Source organism: Streptomyces flavovariabilis (assembly GCF_000725785.1).
GTDB classification, from domain to species: domain Bacteria; phylum Actinomycetota; class Actinomycetes; order Streptomycetales; family Streptomycetaceae; genus Streptomyces; species Streptomyces hawaiiensis.
In genome coordinates this window covers 249,452-264,388 of record NZ_JNXD01000004.1, presented here as the reverse complement: position 1 = coordinate 264,388, position 14,937 = coordinate 249,452, and the positions used below count along the sequence as shown (strand labels likewise).

Annotated in this window: 16 protein-coding genes; 12 read left to right on the top strand and 4 right to left on the bottom strand. The window is 73.9% G+C overall.

The window, feature by feature from the left end:
* Positions 1-7 precede the first annotated feature (7 nt).
* Both IO24_RS0110380 and IO24_RS0110375 read left to right on the top strand, forming a co-directional pair.
* The gene (locus IO24_RS0110380; protein WP_031134252.1) at positions 8-1,273 is read left to right on the top strand and encodes a VWA domain-containing protein; all 1,266 of its coding nucleotides are present in this window, start codon (positions 8-10) and stop codon (positions 1,271-1,273) included.
* The gene (locus tag IO24_RS0110375; protein ID WP_031134250.1) at positions 1,273-2,064 is read left to right on the top strand and encodes a hypothetical protein; all 792 of its coding nucleotides are present in this window, start codon (positions 1,273-1,275) and stop codon (positions 2,062-2,064) included. Before IO24_RS0110380 ends, IO24_RS0110375 begins: the two co-directional genes overlap by 1 nt.
* A gap of 66 nt (positions 2,065-2,130) precedes the next feature.
* Here the strand turns inward: IO24_RS0110375 and IO24_RS0110370 are convergent, their stop codons facing one another.
* Positions 2,131-2,757 (bottom strand): winged helix-turn-helix transcriptional regulator, encoded by a 627-nt coding sequence (locus IO24_RS0110370; RefSeq protein WP_031134248.1) that lies wholly within the window; start codon positions 2,755-2,757, stop codon positions 2,131-2,133.
* An 87-nt stretch (positions 2,758-2,844) separates the two neighbouring features.
* On the opposite strand from IO24_RS0110370, the gene IO24_RS0110365 reads away from it, so the two are divergent.
* The 3 genes from IO24_RS0110365 to IO24_RS0110355 all read left to right on the top strand — a co-directional run bounded on the left by IO24_RS0110365 (position 2,845) and on the right by IO24_RS0110355 (position 5,252).
* Positions 2,845-4,053: a pyridoxal phosphate-dependent aminotransferase gene (locus IO24_RS0110365; protein ID WP_031134246.1), complete on the top strand. Its 1,209-nt coding sequence runs from the start codon at positions 2,845-2,847 to the stop codon at positions 4,051-4,053.
* An 85-nt stretch (positions 4,054-4,138) separates the two neighbouring features.
* On the top strand, positions 4,139-4,768 hold the full coding sequence (locus IO24_RS0110360) for a hypothetical protein (RefSeq protein WP_031134244.1): 630 nt from the start codon (positions 4,139-4,141) through the stop codon (positions 4,766-4,768).
* Positions 4,769-4,826: 58 nt separating this feature from the next.
* Entirely contained in the window at positions 4,827-5,252 is a 426-nt protein-coding gene (locus IO24_RS0110355) for an acyl-CoA thioesterase (RefSeq protein WP_031134243.1), read from the top strand.
* A gap of 69 nt (positions 5,253-5,321) precedes the next feature.
* On the opposite strand, the gene IO24_RS0110350 is transcribed toward IO24_RS0110355, so the two are convergent.
* The 3 genes from IO24_RS0110350 to IO24_RS41980 form a co-directional block, all read right to left on the bottom strand.
* Positions 5,322-5,867, bottom strand: a complete 546-nt coding sequence (locus IO24_RS0110350) for a sigma-70 family RNA polymerase sigma factor (protein ID WP_031134241.1) — start codon at positions 5,865-5,867, stop codon at positions 5,322-5,324.
* Between the two features lie 162 nt (positions 5,868-6,029).
* On the bottom strand, positions 6,030-6,965 hold the full coding sequence (locus tag IO24_RS45135; RefSeq protein ID WP_031134239.1) for a hypothetical protein: 936 nt from the start codon (positions 6,963-6,965) through the stop codon (positions 6,030-6,032).
* 21 nt (positions 6,966-6,986) lie between these two features.
* Positions 6,987-7,820 carry a lytic transglycosylase domain-containing protein gene (locus tag IO24_RS41980; protein ID WP_045296270.1) on the bottom strand — a complete coding sequence of 278 codons (834 nt, stop codon included), beginning with the start codon at positions 7,818-7,820 and terminating at the stop codon, positions 6,987-6,989.
* 513 nt (positions 7,821-8,333) lie between these two features.
* Between IO24_RS41980 and IO24_RS0110335 the strand changes: the two genes are divergently transcribed.
* From IO24_RS0110335 to IO24_RS0110305, 7 genes are all read left to right on the top strand, one after another.
* Complete coding sequence (locus IO24_RS0110335) at positions 8,334-8,777, top strand: DUF6668 family protein (protein ID WP_045296268.1); 444 nt, start codon at positions 8,334-8,336, stop codon at positions 8,775-8,777.
* Positions 8,774-9,064 carry a hypothetical protein gene (locus IO24_RS0110330; RefSeq protein ID WP_051905873.1) on the top strand — a complete coding sequence of 97 codons (291 nt, stop codon included), beginning with the start codon at positions 8,774-8,776 and terminating at the stop codon, positions 9,062-9,064. The genes IO24_RS0110335 and IO24_RS0110330 overlap by 4 nt, the downstream gene beginning before the upstream one ends.
* Positions 9,065-9,140: 76 nt before the next feature.
* Complete coding sequence (locus IO24_RS0110325; protein WP_031134229.1) at positions 9,141-9,425, top strand: hypothetical protein; 285 nt, start codon at positions 9,141-9,143, stop codon at positions 9,423-9,425.
* Between the two features lie 21 nt (positions 9,426-9,446).
* A complete protein-coding gene (locus tag IO24_RS0110320) occupies positions 9,447-10,259 on the top strand; it encodes a DUF8175 domain-containg protein (RefSeq protein ID WP_031134227.1) in 813 nt (270 codons plus the stop codon).
* 1 nt (position 10,260) lies between these two features.
* Positions 10,261-11,487 (top strand): hypothetical protein, encoded by a 1,227-nt coding sequence (locus IO24_RS0110315; protein WP_031134225.1) that lies wholly within the window; start codon positions 10,261-10,263, stop codon positions 11,485-11,487.
* Between the two features lie 159 nt (positions 11,488-11,646).
* Positions 11,647-13,140 (top strand): SCO6880 family protein, encoded by a 1,494-nt coding sequence (locus tag IO24_RS0110310; protein ID WP_031134223.1) that lies wholly within the window; start codon positions 11,647-11,649, stop codon positions 13,138-13,140.
* Positions 13,137-14,924, top strand: coding sequence for an ATP/GTP-binding protein (locus tag IO24_RS0110305; RefSeq protein ID WP_031134221.1), 1,788 nt, complete (start codon positions 13,137-13,139; stop codon positions 14,922-14,924). The genes IO24_RS0110310 and IO24_RS0110305 overlap by 4 nt, the downstream gene beginning before the upstream one ends.
* The last annotated feature ends 13 nt before the right edge of the window (positions 14,925-14,937 follow it).

Sequence of the window (14,937 nt, the reverse complement as noted above, 5' to 3'; positions counted from 1 at the left end):
TCCGCCGATGATCACAAGTACACGGCTGGCGGCGGGCGTCTGCGCCCTGCTCGCCGCGCTGACGGCCGGGCTCGCCTTCCCGGCCGGAGCGGCCGCCGGTGAACCCACGGGCCAGGACGCCCCCAAGGTCGACCTCGTCCTCGATGTGAGCGGCTCGATGCGGGCCCGGGACATCGACGGCCAGTCGCGGATGGCCGCCGCGAAGCAGGCGTTCAACGAGGTGCTCGACGCGACGCCCGAGGAGGTCGAACTCGGCATCCGCACCCTCGGCGCGAACTACCCCGGGGACGACCGGAAGACGGGCTGCAAGGACACCGCGCAGCTCTACCCCGTCGGCCCGCTCGACCGCACCGAGGCCAAGACGGCCGTCGCCACCCTCACCCCGACGGGCTGGACGCCGATCGGCCCGGCCCTGCTGAAGGCGGCCGGCGACCTGGACGGCGGCGACGGCTCCAAGCGCATCGTGCTGATCAGCGACGGCGAGGACACCTGCGCCCCGCTCGACCCGTGCGAGGTGGCCCGCGAGATCGCCGCCGAGGGCATCGGCCTGACCATCGACACCCTGGGCCTGGTGCCGACCGCCAAGCTGAGCAGGCAGCTGAGCTGCATCGCCGAGGCCACCGGCGGCACGTACACCTCGGTCGAGCATCAGGACGAACTCACCGACCGGGTCAACCAGTTGGTGGACCGGGCGGCCGATCCGGTGGTGACGCCGGTGCCGGCCGAGGGCGCCGGCCGGTGTGCCGGGGCGCCGACGCTGAAGTCGGGCCTGTACAGCGACCGCGAGGAGTTCGGGCAGCAGCGCTGGTACCGGGTGGACGTGCGGCCGGGGCAGGAACTGCGTGCCTCGGTGAGCGTCGCGGCGGACCGGGCCGTGAACCCCGGCTACGGCCTGCTCATGCGGGCCGTCACCTCGAAGGGCCGCGAGATCGTGCGCGGCGAGGCGGCGGGCACCGGCCGTACCGACGTGATCTCCACGGGCCTGCGCTATCCGAAGGCCGGGAGCGACGACGAGGACGCTCCCGCCGAGGCGGTCTGTCTCGCCGTCACGCACTCCTTCTCGGCGGCCCCGGGCGTGAAGGCCACGCCCGGTCTGCCGCTGGAGCTGACGGTGGACGTCGTGGACGCCCCGAGCCAGGCGGGTGATGTGGCCGCCTTCGGCCTCGGCCGCGGCTGGTGGCTGCTCGGCGTGCTGATCCTCGCCGGCTTCCTCGCCGGTCTCGTATGGGGCTGGCTGTCGCGCTGGCGGGTCACGGTCTGGAGGACCAACTGATGCGATTGGTACGTGCGTTGAGCACCGCTGTGCTGACCCTGGGCCTGGCGGCCGCTCCGGCGGCGGCCGACGCCTCGCCGAGTCCGTCGCAGGACGACTCGTCGGCACCGACACGGGCGGGTACGTCGTTCCGTACGGCGACGGAGATCGAGCAGGGGCAGGCGGCCACGGCGAGCGGCTCCACCGGCGACTACCTGTACTGGTCGTTCCCCGCGGACACCGGGCAGCGGCCCACCGTCAAGGCGACGGTGAAGCTCCCCGAGACCCACGTCTCCCAGACCTGGCAGATCGACGTCTACGACGGTCTGCGCCGCCGCCAGGCCTGCCGGTACGGGGCGCAGACGCGCACCGCGGCGGCGGACGCCTCCTCCGTGGAACTGGCCTGCGCTCTGCGCACGGTCCGCGCCTGGTCGGAACCATGGGCCGATGACCCGCTGCCGGGCACGTACTACATCCGGCTGACGGCCACCGGCGTCGCCACCGCCGACCTCGGTCTCCCGGTCGGCAGTGACGTACGGGTGGACTCCGAGGACATCGGCGGATCCGCGGCGGTGGACGGCTCGCTCGCCGAGCCGCTGGTGCCGGGGATCGCCTCGAAGCCCGAGGAGGAGCGGGAGAACGCGGCGGTGCCGGCCGGTCTCGAACCCGAGGACGGCTGGGCGTCCGGCTGGTGGTCGGACCGGTGGGTGTGGACCGCGGCCGGCGGGATCCTGGCCGCGCTGGCGGGTGTCGGCGGGTACGCGCTGACGCGCGGGACGGGACGGCCGCCCCGGGTGCCGCCGGCCGCCTGACCGGCCCCCCACCTGGTCGCACCTCACCCATCAGCCCTCAGAAGGCCCGCTTCGGCGGGCCTTCTCTCATGCCTCGCGCAGCGCCTTGGCGAGCGTGCCCTCGCCGCTCACCTCGACCCGCCCCTCGCGCACGGCGTGCGCGAGGCCCAGCTCACCGCGGGCGATGGCCGTGCACGTGGCGGTGTCCAAGGTCAGCCGGGCGTCCGGCTCCCCGGGAGCGGGGCCGTCACCGTACACGGGTCCCTCCTCGGCACCGGCGTGCAGATGGAACAGACCTTCCTCGAGGCGGACTTCGACAATCCCCTCGCCGTCCAGCTGACGCAGCAGGGGCAGGGCGAACCAGTGCGCCCGCACCGCGTCCGTCGGCCGGCGCTCCCCGAGTCCGGGCCGCCCCCACTCCCCCAGCGCCTGCAACACGGGCAGCAACTGGCGTCCGCGCGGTGTGAGTTCGTACACGAAGGCCGCGCCGGGCGGTGGCAGCCGGCGCCGGGTCGCCAGGCCGTCGCGCTCCATGTCCTTCAGCCGCGAGGCGAGTACGTCGGTGCTGACGCCGGGCAGGTCCGCGTGCAGATCGGTGTAGCGGCGGGGGCCGGCGAGGAGCTCACGGACGATCAGCAGGGTCCAGCGGTCGCCGACGACGTCGAGCGCACGGGCGGCGGAGCAGTACTGGTCGTAGCTTCGGCGAGGTGGCATGCGACGCAGTCTAGACAAGTTGTTGGACTTTCCAAGCGCCTACTTGGTAAAACCAAGCAACACCAGTCGCCAGAGGGGAAGCAGCGCATGGAGTTCCGGCAGTCGAGCAAGCTCAGCGAGGTCTGTTACGAGATCCGCGGCCCGGTCATCGAACACGCCAACGCACTGGAGGAGGCGGGCCACAGCGTGCTGCGCCTGAACACCGGCAATCCCGCGCTCTTCGGCTTCGAGGCGCCGGAGGAGATCCTCCAGGACATGATCCGGATGCTGCCGCAGGCCCACGGCTACACCGACTCGCGCGGCGTCCTCTCCGCCCGCCGGGCCGTGGCCCAGCGCTATCAGACCCTCGGCCTGGAGGTCGACGTCGACGACGTCTTCCTCGGCAACGGCGTCTCGGAACTGGTGTCGATGGCCGTGCAGGCACTCATCGAGGACGGCGACGAGATCCTCGTCCCCGCCCCCGACTTCCCCCTCTGGACGGCGGTGACAACCCTCGCGGGCGGCAAGGCGGTCCACTACCTGTGCGACGAGCAGGCCGACTGGTATCCCGACCTCGACGACATGGCGTCGAAGATCACCGACCGCACGAAGGCGGTCGTGATCATCAACCCGAACAACCCCACCGGCGCCGTCTACCCCGAGGAGATCGTCGAGGGCATCCTCGACCTCGCCCGGCGGCACGGCCTCATGGTCTTCGCCGACGAGATCTACGACCAGATCCTGTACGACGGCGCCGTGCACCACTCCGCCGCCGCACTCGCCCCCGACCTGGTGGTCCTCACCTTCTGCGGCCTGTCGAAGACCTACCGCGTGGCGGGCTTCCGTTCCGGCTGGCTGGTGGTCACGGGGCCGCGGCAGCACGCCAAGGACTACCTGGAGGGCCTCACCATGCTGGCCTCCATGCGGCTGTGCGCCAACGCGCCCGCGCAGTACGCCATCCAGGCCGCACTCGGCGGCCGGCAGTCCATCCGCGAGCTGACGACCCCGGGTGGGCGGCTGCTGGAGCAGCGGGACGTGGCCTGGCGGATGCTCAACGAGATCCCGGGCGTGACCTGCGTGAAGCCGAAAGGTGCGCTGTACGCCTTCCCGCGCCTCGACCCCAAGGTGCACAAGATCCACGACGACGAGCGGTTCGTCCTGGACCTGCTGTTGCGGGAGAAGATCCAGGTGGTCCAGGGCACGGGCTTCAACTGGCCGGCCCCGGACCACTTCCGCATCCTGACCCTGCCGCACGCGGACGACCTGGAGGCGGCGATCGGCCGGATCGGCCGGTTCCTCGGCGGGTACCGGCAGTAGAGGGCGGCTGTCAGTGGTGGGTCGTAGCCTTCGAGCAGGTGGGGCGTGTGCCCCGGGACTGCCCGAAGCCGGAGAGGAGCGCGCCGTGACCCGACCGCCGACCGCCGCACAGCGGCGTGTCATCGACGCCGCCGATCCGGTGACCGGGCGGCTCAGGGGCACGGCGCCGCAGCTCGCGGCTCTGGTGAAGCGGGGGCTGGCCTTCCGGCACCCGAGGCCGCCGCACGACCACTTCCTGACACCGGAGGGACACCGGGTGCGGCAGGGCGTGCTGGAGACACCCGAGCCCGCCGCCCGGGCCCCCGCATCGGCGGGCGTCTTCGCGGCGCGGGTCGGCGGCGAGGAGGTCCCTGTGGATGCCGGGCCCGCCCGGCGCCGAGAGGTGCACAGCGCCTGGGAGGGGCTGCTGGAGCTGCGCCGGATGACCAACCCGGGCGGGGCCACGGACCGGCCGTGCGGCTGGGAGCGTGCGCATCTGGTGCGGGCCGCCGCGCTGGCGCTGGAGGCGGCCGGGCACAGTCCGGCGGGGCAGGAGGGCGGGGGGTACCGCGTGCGGGAGACCCCGCAGCCTGAGGCCGTCGCGGTGCACGAACCGGACGGCGAGGCGCTGCGGGCCTGCGCCGCCACCCTGGAAGGGGCAGGCTGGCAGGTGAGCGAGCACCGCGAGCCACGTGGCGGGACCCGGTATCTGCTGGCTTCGCCGCGCCGGGCGTGATGAGCATGCCAAGATCGGGGGATCGTTGTGCAGTGCACGAGTCCTCGAAGGGGAAGCCGTGAGCGAGCCGTTTTCCGTCCCTGTGACCGTCCGTGGATACGAGACGGACGTGCAGGGACATCTCAACCAGGCGGTCTACCTGAACTACGCCGAGCACGCCCGCTGGACACTGCTGCAGGCCGCGGGGATCAGTCAGTCCGCCCTCATCGGCAGCGGCGTCGGCCCGGTCGCCCTGGAGACGACCATCCGCTACCTGCGGGAGCTCCTCGCGGGCGACGAGGTGGAGGTGACGTGCGCCTTCCGGTGGGGCGGCGGCAAGACGTTCCGGATCGAGCAGAGTGTGGTGAAGGCCGACGGGACGGTGGCCGCCGAGATCTCGGCGGTCGGCGGGATCCTGGACCTCGAAAAGCGCAAACTGGTCGCCGATCCCGCGGCGGTCTTCCGGAAGCTGGCGTCGGACCCGGGCATGTTCGGGCTCCCGTAGTGCCGTGCACCGGGTCCCGGGAGTGCCGCGGCCCGGATCCCGGGCGGGCGGTGGCGCGGCGCGCGCGGGTCAGCGCATGCCGCGCTCCTCCAGGGCCGTCCTGAGGCTGCGCAGGGCGTAGTAGACGCGGGACTTCACCGTGCCCTGGGGGACGCCCAGGGCGATGGCCGCCTGCTGGGTGGTGCGGTCGGCGAAGAAGGTGGCCTCCAGGGCCGCACGGTGTGCGGGGGTCAGCGCCCGGAGGGCGTCGTGCAGGACGATGGACGACAGCATGCGTTCGATGTCGTCGGCGTCGCTGCCCAGTTCGGTCAGCCAGCTCGCGCCGCCTATCTCCTGCGGGCGGGCCGTCTTCGTACGGTGTGCGTCGATCACGATGTTGCGGGCGATGCGGAACATCCAGGGCCGCACGGCCATTCCCTCGCCGTCGGCCAGCGTCTGCTTGTTCCAGCAGCGCAGCAGCGTCTCCTGGAGAACGTCCTCCGCGCGGTGGGTGTCCCCGCCCAGCATGCGCAGCACGTACGCGTAGAGGGCCGGCCCGTGCTCCAGGTAGAGGTTCCTCAGCGCCCGTTCCTCGGGCGACACCGCGCTCGCCGACCCGATCACCGTCACGTTCATGGTGTGCTCCTGCTCCTGCTCCTTGGGGTGGCCCGGCCGGCCGTGCCGACTGGAACCGGGGCCTCCGGTGGAACGGAGTGTGGTCAGGGCAGTTCCACGTTCGTTTGACGCTCGATCGACGGCTCGTACATCGCCCGTCCGCCCGAACGACGCCCACCCCGGTCACACGCAGGACGACAGCACCTCCACGTGAGCGCGCACCCGGTGGGCCAGGTGTTCGTCCGCCGGCGAGAGGCGGCCGCCACCGCGCAACCTGCCCCACATGTGCAGCAGTTCCCGGCCGTGGATCTCCGCCGCCCGGTCGTCCTCCAGCCGTTGCCACGCGGCCGCCGCCCGTGCCACCGCCGCGGGTGCCTGCGGGGCACCCGCGCCGCACAGGATGCGGGCCACCGACAGGGCCAGCACGGTGGCTTCCCGGTGATCCCCGCGCAGGTACGCCAGGTACGCCTCCATGGCCCGGGCCTCCAGGGCGTCCGGGTGCTCCGTACCCGCCGTGCGCGTCAGCTCCTCGCGCAGGGCGGTCACCTCGGCGGACGCCTCCTCCAGTCGGCCCCTCCTCGCCAGCGCGTTGATGTGCGCCACCCGGTCCGCGAGTTCCCGTGGAAGGGGCCGGGAGGGCGGCGGGGGCGGGACGGGGGCCGGCGACGGGACGGGTGCGGGGGGTGCGGTCGCGGCGGCCCGGGCCCGCGCGACCGCCGTGGCGACGGCCGACGCGGGAGTGGGAGCTGCCGGCACGGGAGCGACGACGGACGCGGCGGGACCGGGGGCGGCCGACGCCGGAGTGGGGGCGGCCGGCGCGGGAGTGGGGGCCGGGCCCGGGGCCGGGGGTGGCGGTTCGGGGGCGTGGTCGGCCGGCTCGGTCCGCTCCGTCGGGTCGAGGAGGCGGCTGGAGCCGTCGGGTGCCACCTGGAGGACGAAGTGCGCCCCTCCGGGGCCGTCGTTGACCGTGGCCTCGACCGCGGCGTCGCGCTCCTGCGCGTACTGCTGCAGGCGGTCCAGCACGGCCTCGTGCACGGACCGGCCCTGCCCGACGGCCAGGAGCTCTCCGTTGATCTCGGCGAGTCCCTCACCCGGGATGCGCACGGCGAAGTGGGTCATGACTGCGAGTCCTCCTGATGCTCAAGCGCCGGAAGCGGCGGACGCGGACGGGGATCCCGTGGGGCCGGGGCCCGTTCCGGGGGTGACGCCCGGGGTGGCACCGGGGGGCGGCGCCGCCACGCCCGCGTACTTGGCGAACTGGGCGCGGATGGCGAGGACGTAGCCCTGCGCCTCGTTCGTCTGCGGCACCCCCTTGGCCGCGCGTACGGCGTCCGTCCCCACGTGGTAGCCGGCCAGGGCGAGGTCCAGGACGCTGCCGGTGGCCTCGTTCGCCTCGATCATCCGCCGGGCCTCCTCGGCGAGGTCGCACAGGTAGCGGCCCTGCGCCATGATCGAGTCCTCGGCGTCGAGCGCCGACGTCTCGTCGTTGTCGTCGTCGTCCTCGCCGTACTTCTCGAAGACCGCCGGCGGCAGCTGGGAGATGCCGGTCTCGCCGTTCTCGCCGACCAGTTCCGCGTTGAAGCCGGACTCCCGCTCGATCTGCGAGGCGATGACGACCGGGCCGATCTCCTCGCACAGGCCACCGGCCTCCTCGATCGGGTCCGCCAGATCCTCCGGCACCGTCGAGGTGTCCAGCTCGCCCTTGCCGTCGCCGTTGAAGACGGCGATCACCTCGTCCGCGTCGTCCGCACCGGCGGAACCGTCTCCGCCTCCGCCTCCGCCCGAGAACAGCAGGATCAGCGCGATGAGCGGGGCCAGCAGCACCCCGAACCCTCCGATGATGATGATCACGACCAGGGCGCCGAGCAGCGCGAGCGGCGACAGCAGGCAGCCGCAGCCGGTGCCGGCGGCGATGGTGTTCCGGACGGCGGTGGAGGTTCCGCCCTCCCCGCTCTCTCCCGTGCCCGCGCTCATGCGTGCCCGCCTTCTTCCTCTTCCCTTGAACCGCGACGGCTGGACGGCCCGTTGTGCTGTCGACGGGCTCGGGAGATCGAAACGGGCCCCGGCGCAATTCAGTTCAAACCCGTGGACATCAGATGAGCCAGAGCAGCCGAATCGCGAGCGGAGAAGGAGGGCTGACCGCACATGGGCACTCCTGAGACGACGCCGTCGAACCCGCACTCATGGGTCCGGGGGCCGAAGACCGGACAGCCGGCGGCCCCCGACGGCGGTACCCCCGGTGGCGGTACCCGCGGTAGGGGCACCCCGCCAAGCGCGGGGAAGGGCCCGGCCCCGGCGACGAGCCGTGCCCCCGCGACGACTCCCGGCCCCGCGCGCACACCCGGCCCCCCGGGGACACCCCGCCCGGGCCCCGCGCCCGGCCCCGGCCCCGCTCCGGCGGCCCGCCGAGTCTCCGCCGCCCCCCGCAAGGCCTCCCCGCCCGCCGGCGGCGAGGCTCCCTGGGACGAGCCGGGGCGGCGTACGCCGGTGCGCGGGACGTCGCGGGACGGGATCGCGTGGGTCAAGGCCCACGGCGGGGCCGGCGCCACCTCGCTCGCCGAGGCGCTCGGCGGGGCCGACGTGGGGGCCCGCTGGCCGGAGCCCGCGCGGGGCGAACCGCGCCGGATCGTGCTGGTCGGCCGGACGAGCGCCCGCGGACTGCGCGCCGTGTCCCGGGCGTTGGGCGCGCTGGAGGACGGCAAGGCTCCGCAGGGGCTCGAGCTGCTGGCCGTCGTCCTCGTCGCCGACGCCCCCGGGCGGCTCCCGCTCGGCCTGCTGCGCCGCATCCGGGTCGTCCGCTCGGTCGCCCCCGTGCGGCGGGTGCCGTGGATCCCGGCCTGGCGCGTGGGCGGGCAGCCCACGTACCTCCCCCGGCAACTCAGCGCGCTGGCCGACCTGGTGGGCGCCGACGGCGAAAGAACCGCATCATGACCTCCCCCTTCCTGAGCCTCGCCCTCCCCCCGGGCGGGCTGCTCGCCGCCTACAACCCGACCCCCGACGCGGGCGCCATCCTCGGCGTTCTCGCCTGGTGCGCCTCAGCCGCGGGAGTCGCCGGCCTGCTCATCGTCGGCATGCAGATGGCGATCCAGCTGCGACGCGGCGAACCGGGCGAGGGCGGCGCGTACTTCCACGGCTTCTTCTTCGTCACCCTGGCCTGCCTGCTCGCCACGACGGCCGGCCCGATCGTCGCGTTCCTCGGCGATCTGTCCCTCCACTGAGGACCACGCACCACCTCGGCACCACGCACCTCACCCGCTCCCCGCGCCCGCCGGGCGCCGACCACCCGGAGATCCCATGTCCCTGCTCCACGAAGCCACCCACCTGCTCGCCGCCGGGGTGCCCCAGCCGCAGAGCAACGCCCCCGGCGAACTCACCAGCAAGGTCAACACCGTGCTCGGCATAGCCGCCTGGGCCGGCACCGCCGCCGGTGTCGCCGGGGTGCTGATCACCGGCACGATGATGGCCATCTCGCTCAAGCGCGGTGAGAGCTCCGAGCACATGAGCCGTCTCGGCATGGTGCTCGGCGGCTGTGTCCTGGTCGCCACCGCGGGTCCGCTGGTCGGCTTCGTCTTCAACTGAGCCGGCGACGGGACGATCGAGATGTTCACACGCAGGGAGTACCGGGAGCCACGCCGGCGCCGGTCTGAGCTGTCGGAGCCGTACTGGAGGCAGCGCGGCTGGCAGGTGTCGGCGGCGTTCCTCGGCGTCGTCGTCCTGCTGAGCGGGATCGTCGCCCTGACGGCCGGCCGGGGCACCGCCGACGACCGCGCGGGCGCCCCGCCCTCGAAGGGGCCGCTGTCCGGCTCCCCGGCCATGCGGGACGGCCGGCCCGACGGGTGCCGCACCGACGACGGAGGCGGCGACGTCATGCCCACGGCCCCGCCCGGCGACGTCGACTGGCGCACCCTCGGCGTCACGCGTGTGCCCGTCTCGGCGTCGGCCGGCCCGACCCTGACCCAGGGGCCCGTGTGGTGGTGCTTCGCGCACACGCCGGCCGGGGCCGTGCTGGCCGCCCACATCATTCCCTCGCACATGAGCGGGCCCGACTGGCGGACCGTCGCGCAGGAGCAGGTCGTTCCCGGCCGGGGCCGGGATCTGTTCGTCTTCAAGCGCTCCACGGTCCGGGACGACGCCCCGGGCGGCGGGCGGGACACCGGCTCCGGCTCCAGCCCGGACACCGGGTCCGGCAGCTCGTCCGTCGCTTCCTACGCCGGATTCTCGGTGCCCGCGTACTCCGGCCGGGCGGCGACCGTGGAGCTGCTGCTCAAGACCGCTCAGGGATACGCCACCACCTCGGTCTCCCTGCGCTGGAGCGGCGGCGACTGGAAGGTCCAGCCCTCCGACAACGGTGCCCTGCACACGCCGGTGAAGGCGGTCCAGGGTACGAACGGCCATCTGCTCTGGGGGGTTTGACATGGCGTGCCCGACCGGTAATCCCATCGTCGACATCGCGGTCGGATTCTTCAGCTTCCTCGGCGACCCCATCGGGACCATCGTCGAGGGGGTGGCCAACGCCGTACTGGCGGGCGCCATCGCGGTGTTCGGGGCGCTGACCACCAGCATTCCGACCCTCTCGGGGACCACCACCGCCCAGGACATCAACAGCCAGACCCAGTGGATCGTGGTCTACCTGGCGGTCGGCTCGCTGCTGTTCGCTTCCGCCCGGATGGCGATCGAGCGGCGCGGCGCGGCCGGTACGACCGCCCTGAAGGGCATCCTGCGGGTCGTGCTCGTCTCGGGTGCCGCGACCACCGTGGTCACGGCCGCCGCCGCCCTCTCGGACGACTACTCCACCTACCTGTTCAACGCGGGCGCGGAGAAACAGCTGAGCGCCGTGGGGGCCTGCTCCGACGGCAACGGCATCGAGGCCTTCCTGCTGCTGGTCCTCGCGTTCCTGCTGCTGATCGCCGGGATCATCCACACGATCCTGCTCTACATCCGCCTCGGCGTCATGATCCTGCTGCTGGGCACCCTTCCGCTGGCCGCCGCCGCCTCCATGACGGACTGGGGCGGCGGCTGGTGGCGCAAGCACCTCGGCTGGATGATCGCCTGGCTGTTGTACAAACCTGCGGCCGGTCTGGTGCTGTACGCGGGCTCGGCCATGATCAGCTCGGGGCAGAACGGCGGCAGCGACATCAACGAACGCATCGCCGGTATCGGCGTGATGCTGTTGTCCGCCGTCGCCCTGCCCGCCCTGCTGAAGCTCGTCGTGCCCGCCACCGCCGCTCTCGGCGGGGCGTCCGCGATGTCCGGGGCGATGTCCACGGTCGGCGGGTCCCTCGCCTCCGGCGCCCGTTCGCTCGGCAGCGCCGCCGGCGGCGGGGGCGGCGGGCAGAGCGGTCCGCGAGGCGCGTCGGGGGCGTCCGGTGCGGGCGGCGCGGGCGGCTCACAGGGCACGTCCGGTACCGCCGGCATGTCCGGCCCGTCCGGTACCGGCGGCGCGGGACAGCCCGGTGCCTCGGGCGCCGGAGCGGGCGGCGGCGCCGGCGGGGCGGCCGCGGGCGCGGGCCGGGCCGCCGCGGCGGCGGGCGGCCCGGTCGGTGTCGCCGTCGGGGCGGCGGTGACCGCGGCGCAGATCGTCGGCCGCACCGCCTCCGGCTCCCTGGAGGGCGCCGATCCCGACAAGGGTCACAACACCTGACCCCCGCGGCCCGGACGGGCCCGGCGTTCTCACCGGACGCCCCTCCCGCCGCACCCCGAACGGCCGCCGGGCTCCCGATCCCCCCGCGGAGCCCGGCGGTCTCCGCCCTCCGCCTCCCGCCCGTCACCCCACCACCCCACGAAGGGAAAACGGACCCCCATGTCCACGGAAGCCGCCACCCACCCGACCTACGGGAACTGGCGCCGCCCCCGGCGTCCCGGGCTCGGCCCGCTCGGGCTCGTCGGCACCTTCGGTGTCTTCGGCGGGCTCGTTCTCACGCTGCTCGCGTCACTGATCTCGCTGTACGCGGCGGTGATCGTGTTCACCCCCATCGCGGTGCTCCTGGTCCCGCTCGCCATCCGCACCCAGGACGGCCGCAACGTCTACCAGCTGATGGCCCTGCGCGTCGGCTGGCGGCGGCGCCGGGCCAAGGGGGCGCACCTGTACGTCTCCGGGCCGCTCTCCGCCCGGCCCGGCGGCCGGTTCCGCCCGCCGGGCCTGCTCAACAAGGTGACCGCGACCGAGGGCCGGGACGCCTACGACCGCCCCTTCGGCGTGCTGCACCACCCCAACCGCAACCTCTACACGATCGTGCTGGGCTGCGACCCCGACGGCGGTGCGCTCGTCGACCCCGACCAGGTCGACGTCTGGGTCGCGCTGTGGGGCGAGTGGCTGGCCCGGCTCGCCCACGAGCCCGGCCTGCGCGGCGCGTCGGTGATCGTGGAGACCGCCCCCGACCCCGGCACCCGGCTCGCCCACGAGGTACTGCCCCGCATCCGGGACGACGCGCCGGCCGCGGCCCGGGCCGTGATGGAGGAGGTCGTCGAGCGGTACCCCACCGCGTCCTCCGAGATGCACACGTACGTCAGCCTCACCTACGGCGTCCCCGCGAACCAGCGGCGGAAGAAGGAAGACGTGATCACCGACCTCGCCATCCGCATTCCCGGCCTGCTCAGCGGTCTGGTGGCGGCCGGCGGCGGAGCGGCCTACCCGCTGTCGGCGGAACGGATCGCGGAGGTCGTGCGGGTGGCCTACGACCCGGCGGTCGCCGCCGACGTCCTCGACGCCCGCGCCCGGCACGGCGGCACGGGCCTGGAGTGGGACGACGCCGGTCCCGCCGCCGCCGTCGAGACCGTGGGCAGCTACCAGCACGACTCGGGGGTGTCCCGGACCTGGCTGATGACGCTGGCGCCGCGCGGCACCGTCCGGTCCTCGGTGCTCCGGGGCATGCTGGAGGCGGCGCCCGGCACGCGGCGCAAGCGCGTCGCGCTGGTGTACCGGCCGATCGACCCGGCCACCTCCGCCAGGATCGTCGAGGCGGACCGGCGCAGCGCCCAGTTCATGGCGACGTCGGGCCGGGGCATGGTGCAGGCCCGGGCGGCCTCGGAGATGCGGGCGGCGGAGCAGACCGCGGCCGAGGAGGCGTCGGGCGCGGGACTCGTGGAGTTCTCGCTGATGCTGACGGTCACCGTCGACACCATGGAGCAACTGGCCGACGCGAGTGTCACCGTGCGCAACCTGACCGCCGCCTCGCGGGTGCTGATGCGGCCGGCGGACCGGATGCAGGCGGCGGCGTTCAGCTGCACCCTGCCCGCCGGGATCCTCCCGTGGGAGCAGACCCTGATCCCGCACGAACTGCAGGAGGCGCTGTGAGCCGCCGGGCGGAGAAGCGGGCCGAACAGGCCGACCGGCTGGCCGAGTTGCGGGCGCGCGAGGAACTGGGGGTGCTGCGTGCCGGAGCGGGTGCCGCGCGGCCGGGAAAGTCCGGGCGGAACAAGGCGCCGGGCGAGGACGGCGGCGGGCGGAACGGTGGCCGGAAGGGCCGGAAAGGCCGGAAGGAGAGCGGTTCCCGACCGCGCGAGCTCTTCGTGCCGCCGCGTGGCTGGTACGGGCCCGGGGGCGGGCGGGTCGGCTATCTGGACCCGCCGACCATGTGGCGGGCCACGACCGTGCAGGCGTGCGGCATGTGGCCGTTCGCGGCCGGTTCCGGCTCTCCCATGACGGGCGTGCCGCTGGGACAGCACCTGTTCACCGGCGCCACGGTCTGCGGCGACCCGCTGAACTGGTTCACCCGGGCCCGCTACATCTCCAATCCGTCGCTGTTCATGCTCGGCATGCCGGGTCTGGGCAAGTCCACGCTGGTCAACCGCATGCTGATCGGACTGTCCGCGACCGGGGTCGTCCCGCTGGTCCTCGGCGACCTCAAGCCCGACTACGCCGACACGGTCCGCGCCCTCGGCGGCCAGGTGATCTCCATCGGCCGCGGCCGGGGCGGCATCAACGTCCTCGACCCGGGCGCCATGGGCGCGGCGGCGGCGCGGATCGGCGGCGAGGCGGGCGAGGTACTGAAGGCCGAGACGCACGGCCGGGTGCTGAACATGGTGGCCGCGCTGATCACCATCGTGCGCGGCCGGCCGATGGACGACCACGAGCAGTCGGTGCTCTCCGCCGTCCTGCACCACCTGCGCGAACGCACCCCGCCGGGCCGTACCGTCCTGCTGCCGGACGTGCTCAGGGTGCTCGCCGAGGGCCCCGACCGGGTGCGCGCGGTCACCCTGGACCGCGGGGACGACGCCCGCTACCGGGACGCCGTCGACCCGCTGCACCGTTCCCTGCTGGGCATCCTCGACGGTCCGCTGGGCGACACCTTCGCGTCCGAGACCTCCACGCGCATCGACCCGGCCGCCCCCGCGGTGTGCATCGACATCTCCGGCATCGGTGAGGCCGACACCCAGCTGACCGCCGCCGCGATGCTCGCCGCCTGGTCCGACGGGCTCGGCACGGTGGCCGCCTCGCACGCGCTCGCGGACGCCGGACTGGAGCCGCGGCGCTGGTTCTTCACGGTGCTCGACGAGTTGTGGCGCCCGCTGCGCGCCGCCTCCGGCATCGTCGACCGCATCGACGCGCTGACGCGGCTGAACCGTTCCCTCGGCCTGGGCGACGCCAAGATCACGCACACGCTCAAGGACGCCGAGGCCCTCGGTACCGACGCCGACCGGGCCAAGGCCCGCGGGTTCGTCGAGCGGGCGGGGATGGTGGTGTGCGCGGGGCTGCCGAAGGCGGAGATGGAGGACCTCGGCAAGGTGGTGGGTCTGTCCCGGCGCGAGATCGAACTCGTGTCGTCGTGGTCCTCGCCGCCCGGCTGGGGAGTCACCGGGGAGCACGAGGAGCCGCCCGGCCGGGGCCGCTTCCTGATCAAGGTCGGCGGCCGCCCCGGCATCCCGATCAAGGTCGCCATCACCGACGCCGAACGCCGGCTGCACAACACCAACACCCGCTGGACGCCGAACGAGAACGCCGTCGAGCGGGCGGTCGAGCAGGAACTCGCCCATACCGCCGCGCAGGTGGCACGGGCCGCTCAGGAGGGGGCGTACGCCATGCCGGGGGTGCCCGGCGGCCCGGTGGCCGGGGGCGACGCGGGGAGGTGGACCGCGTGAAGGCCCCGGGCAC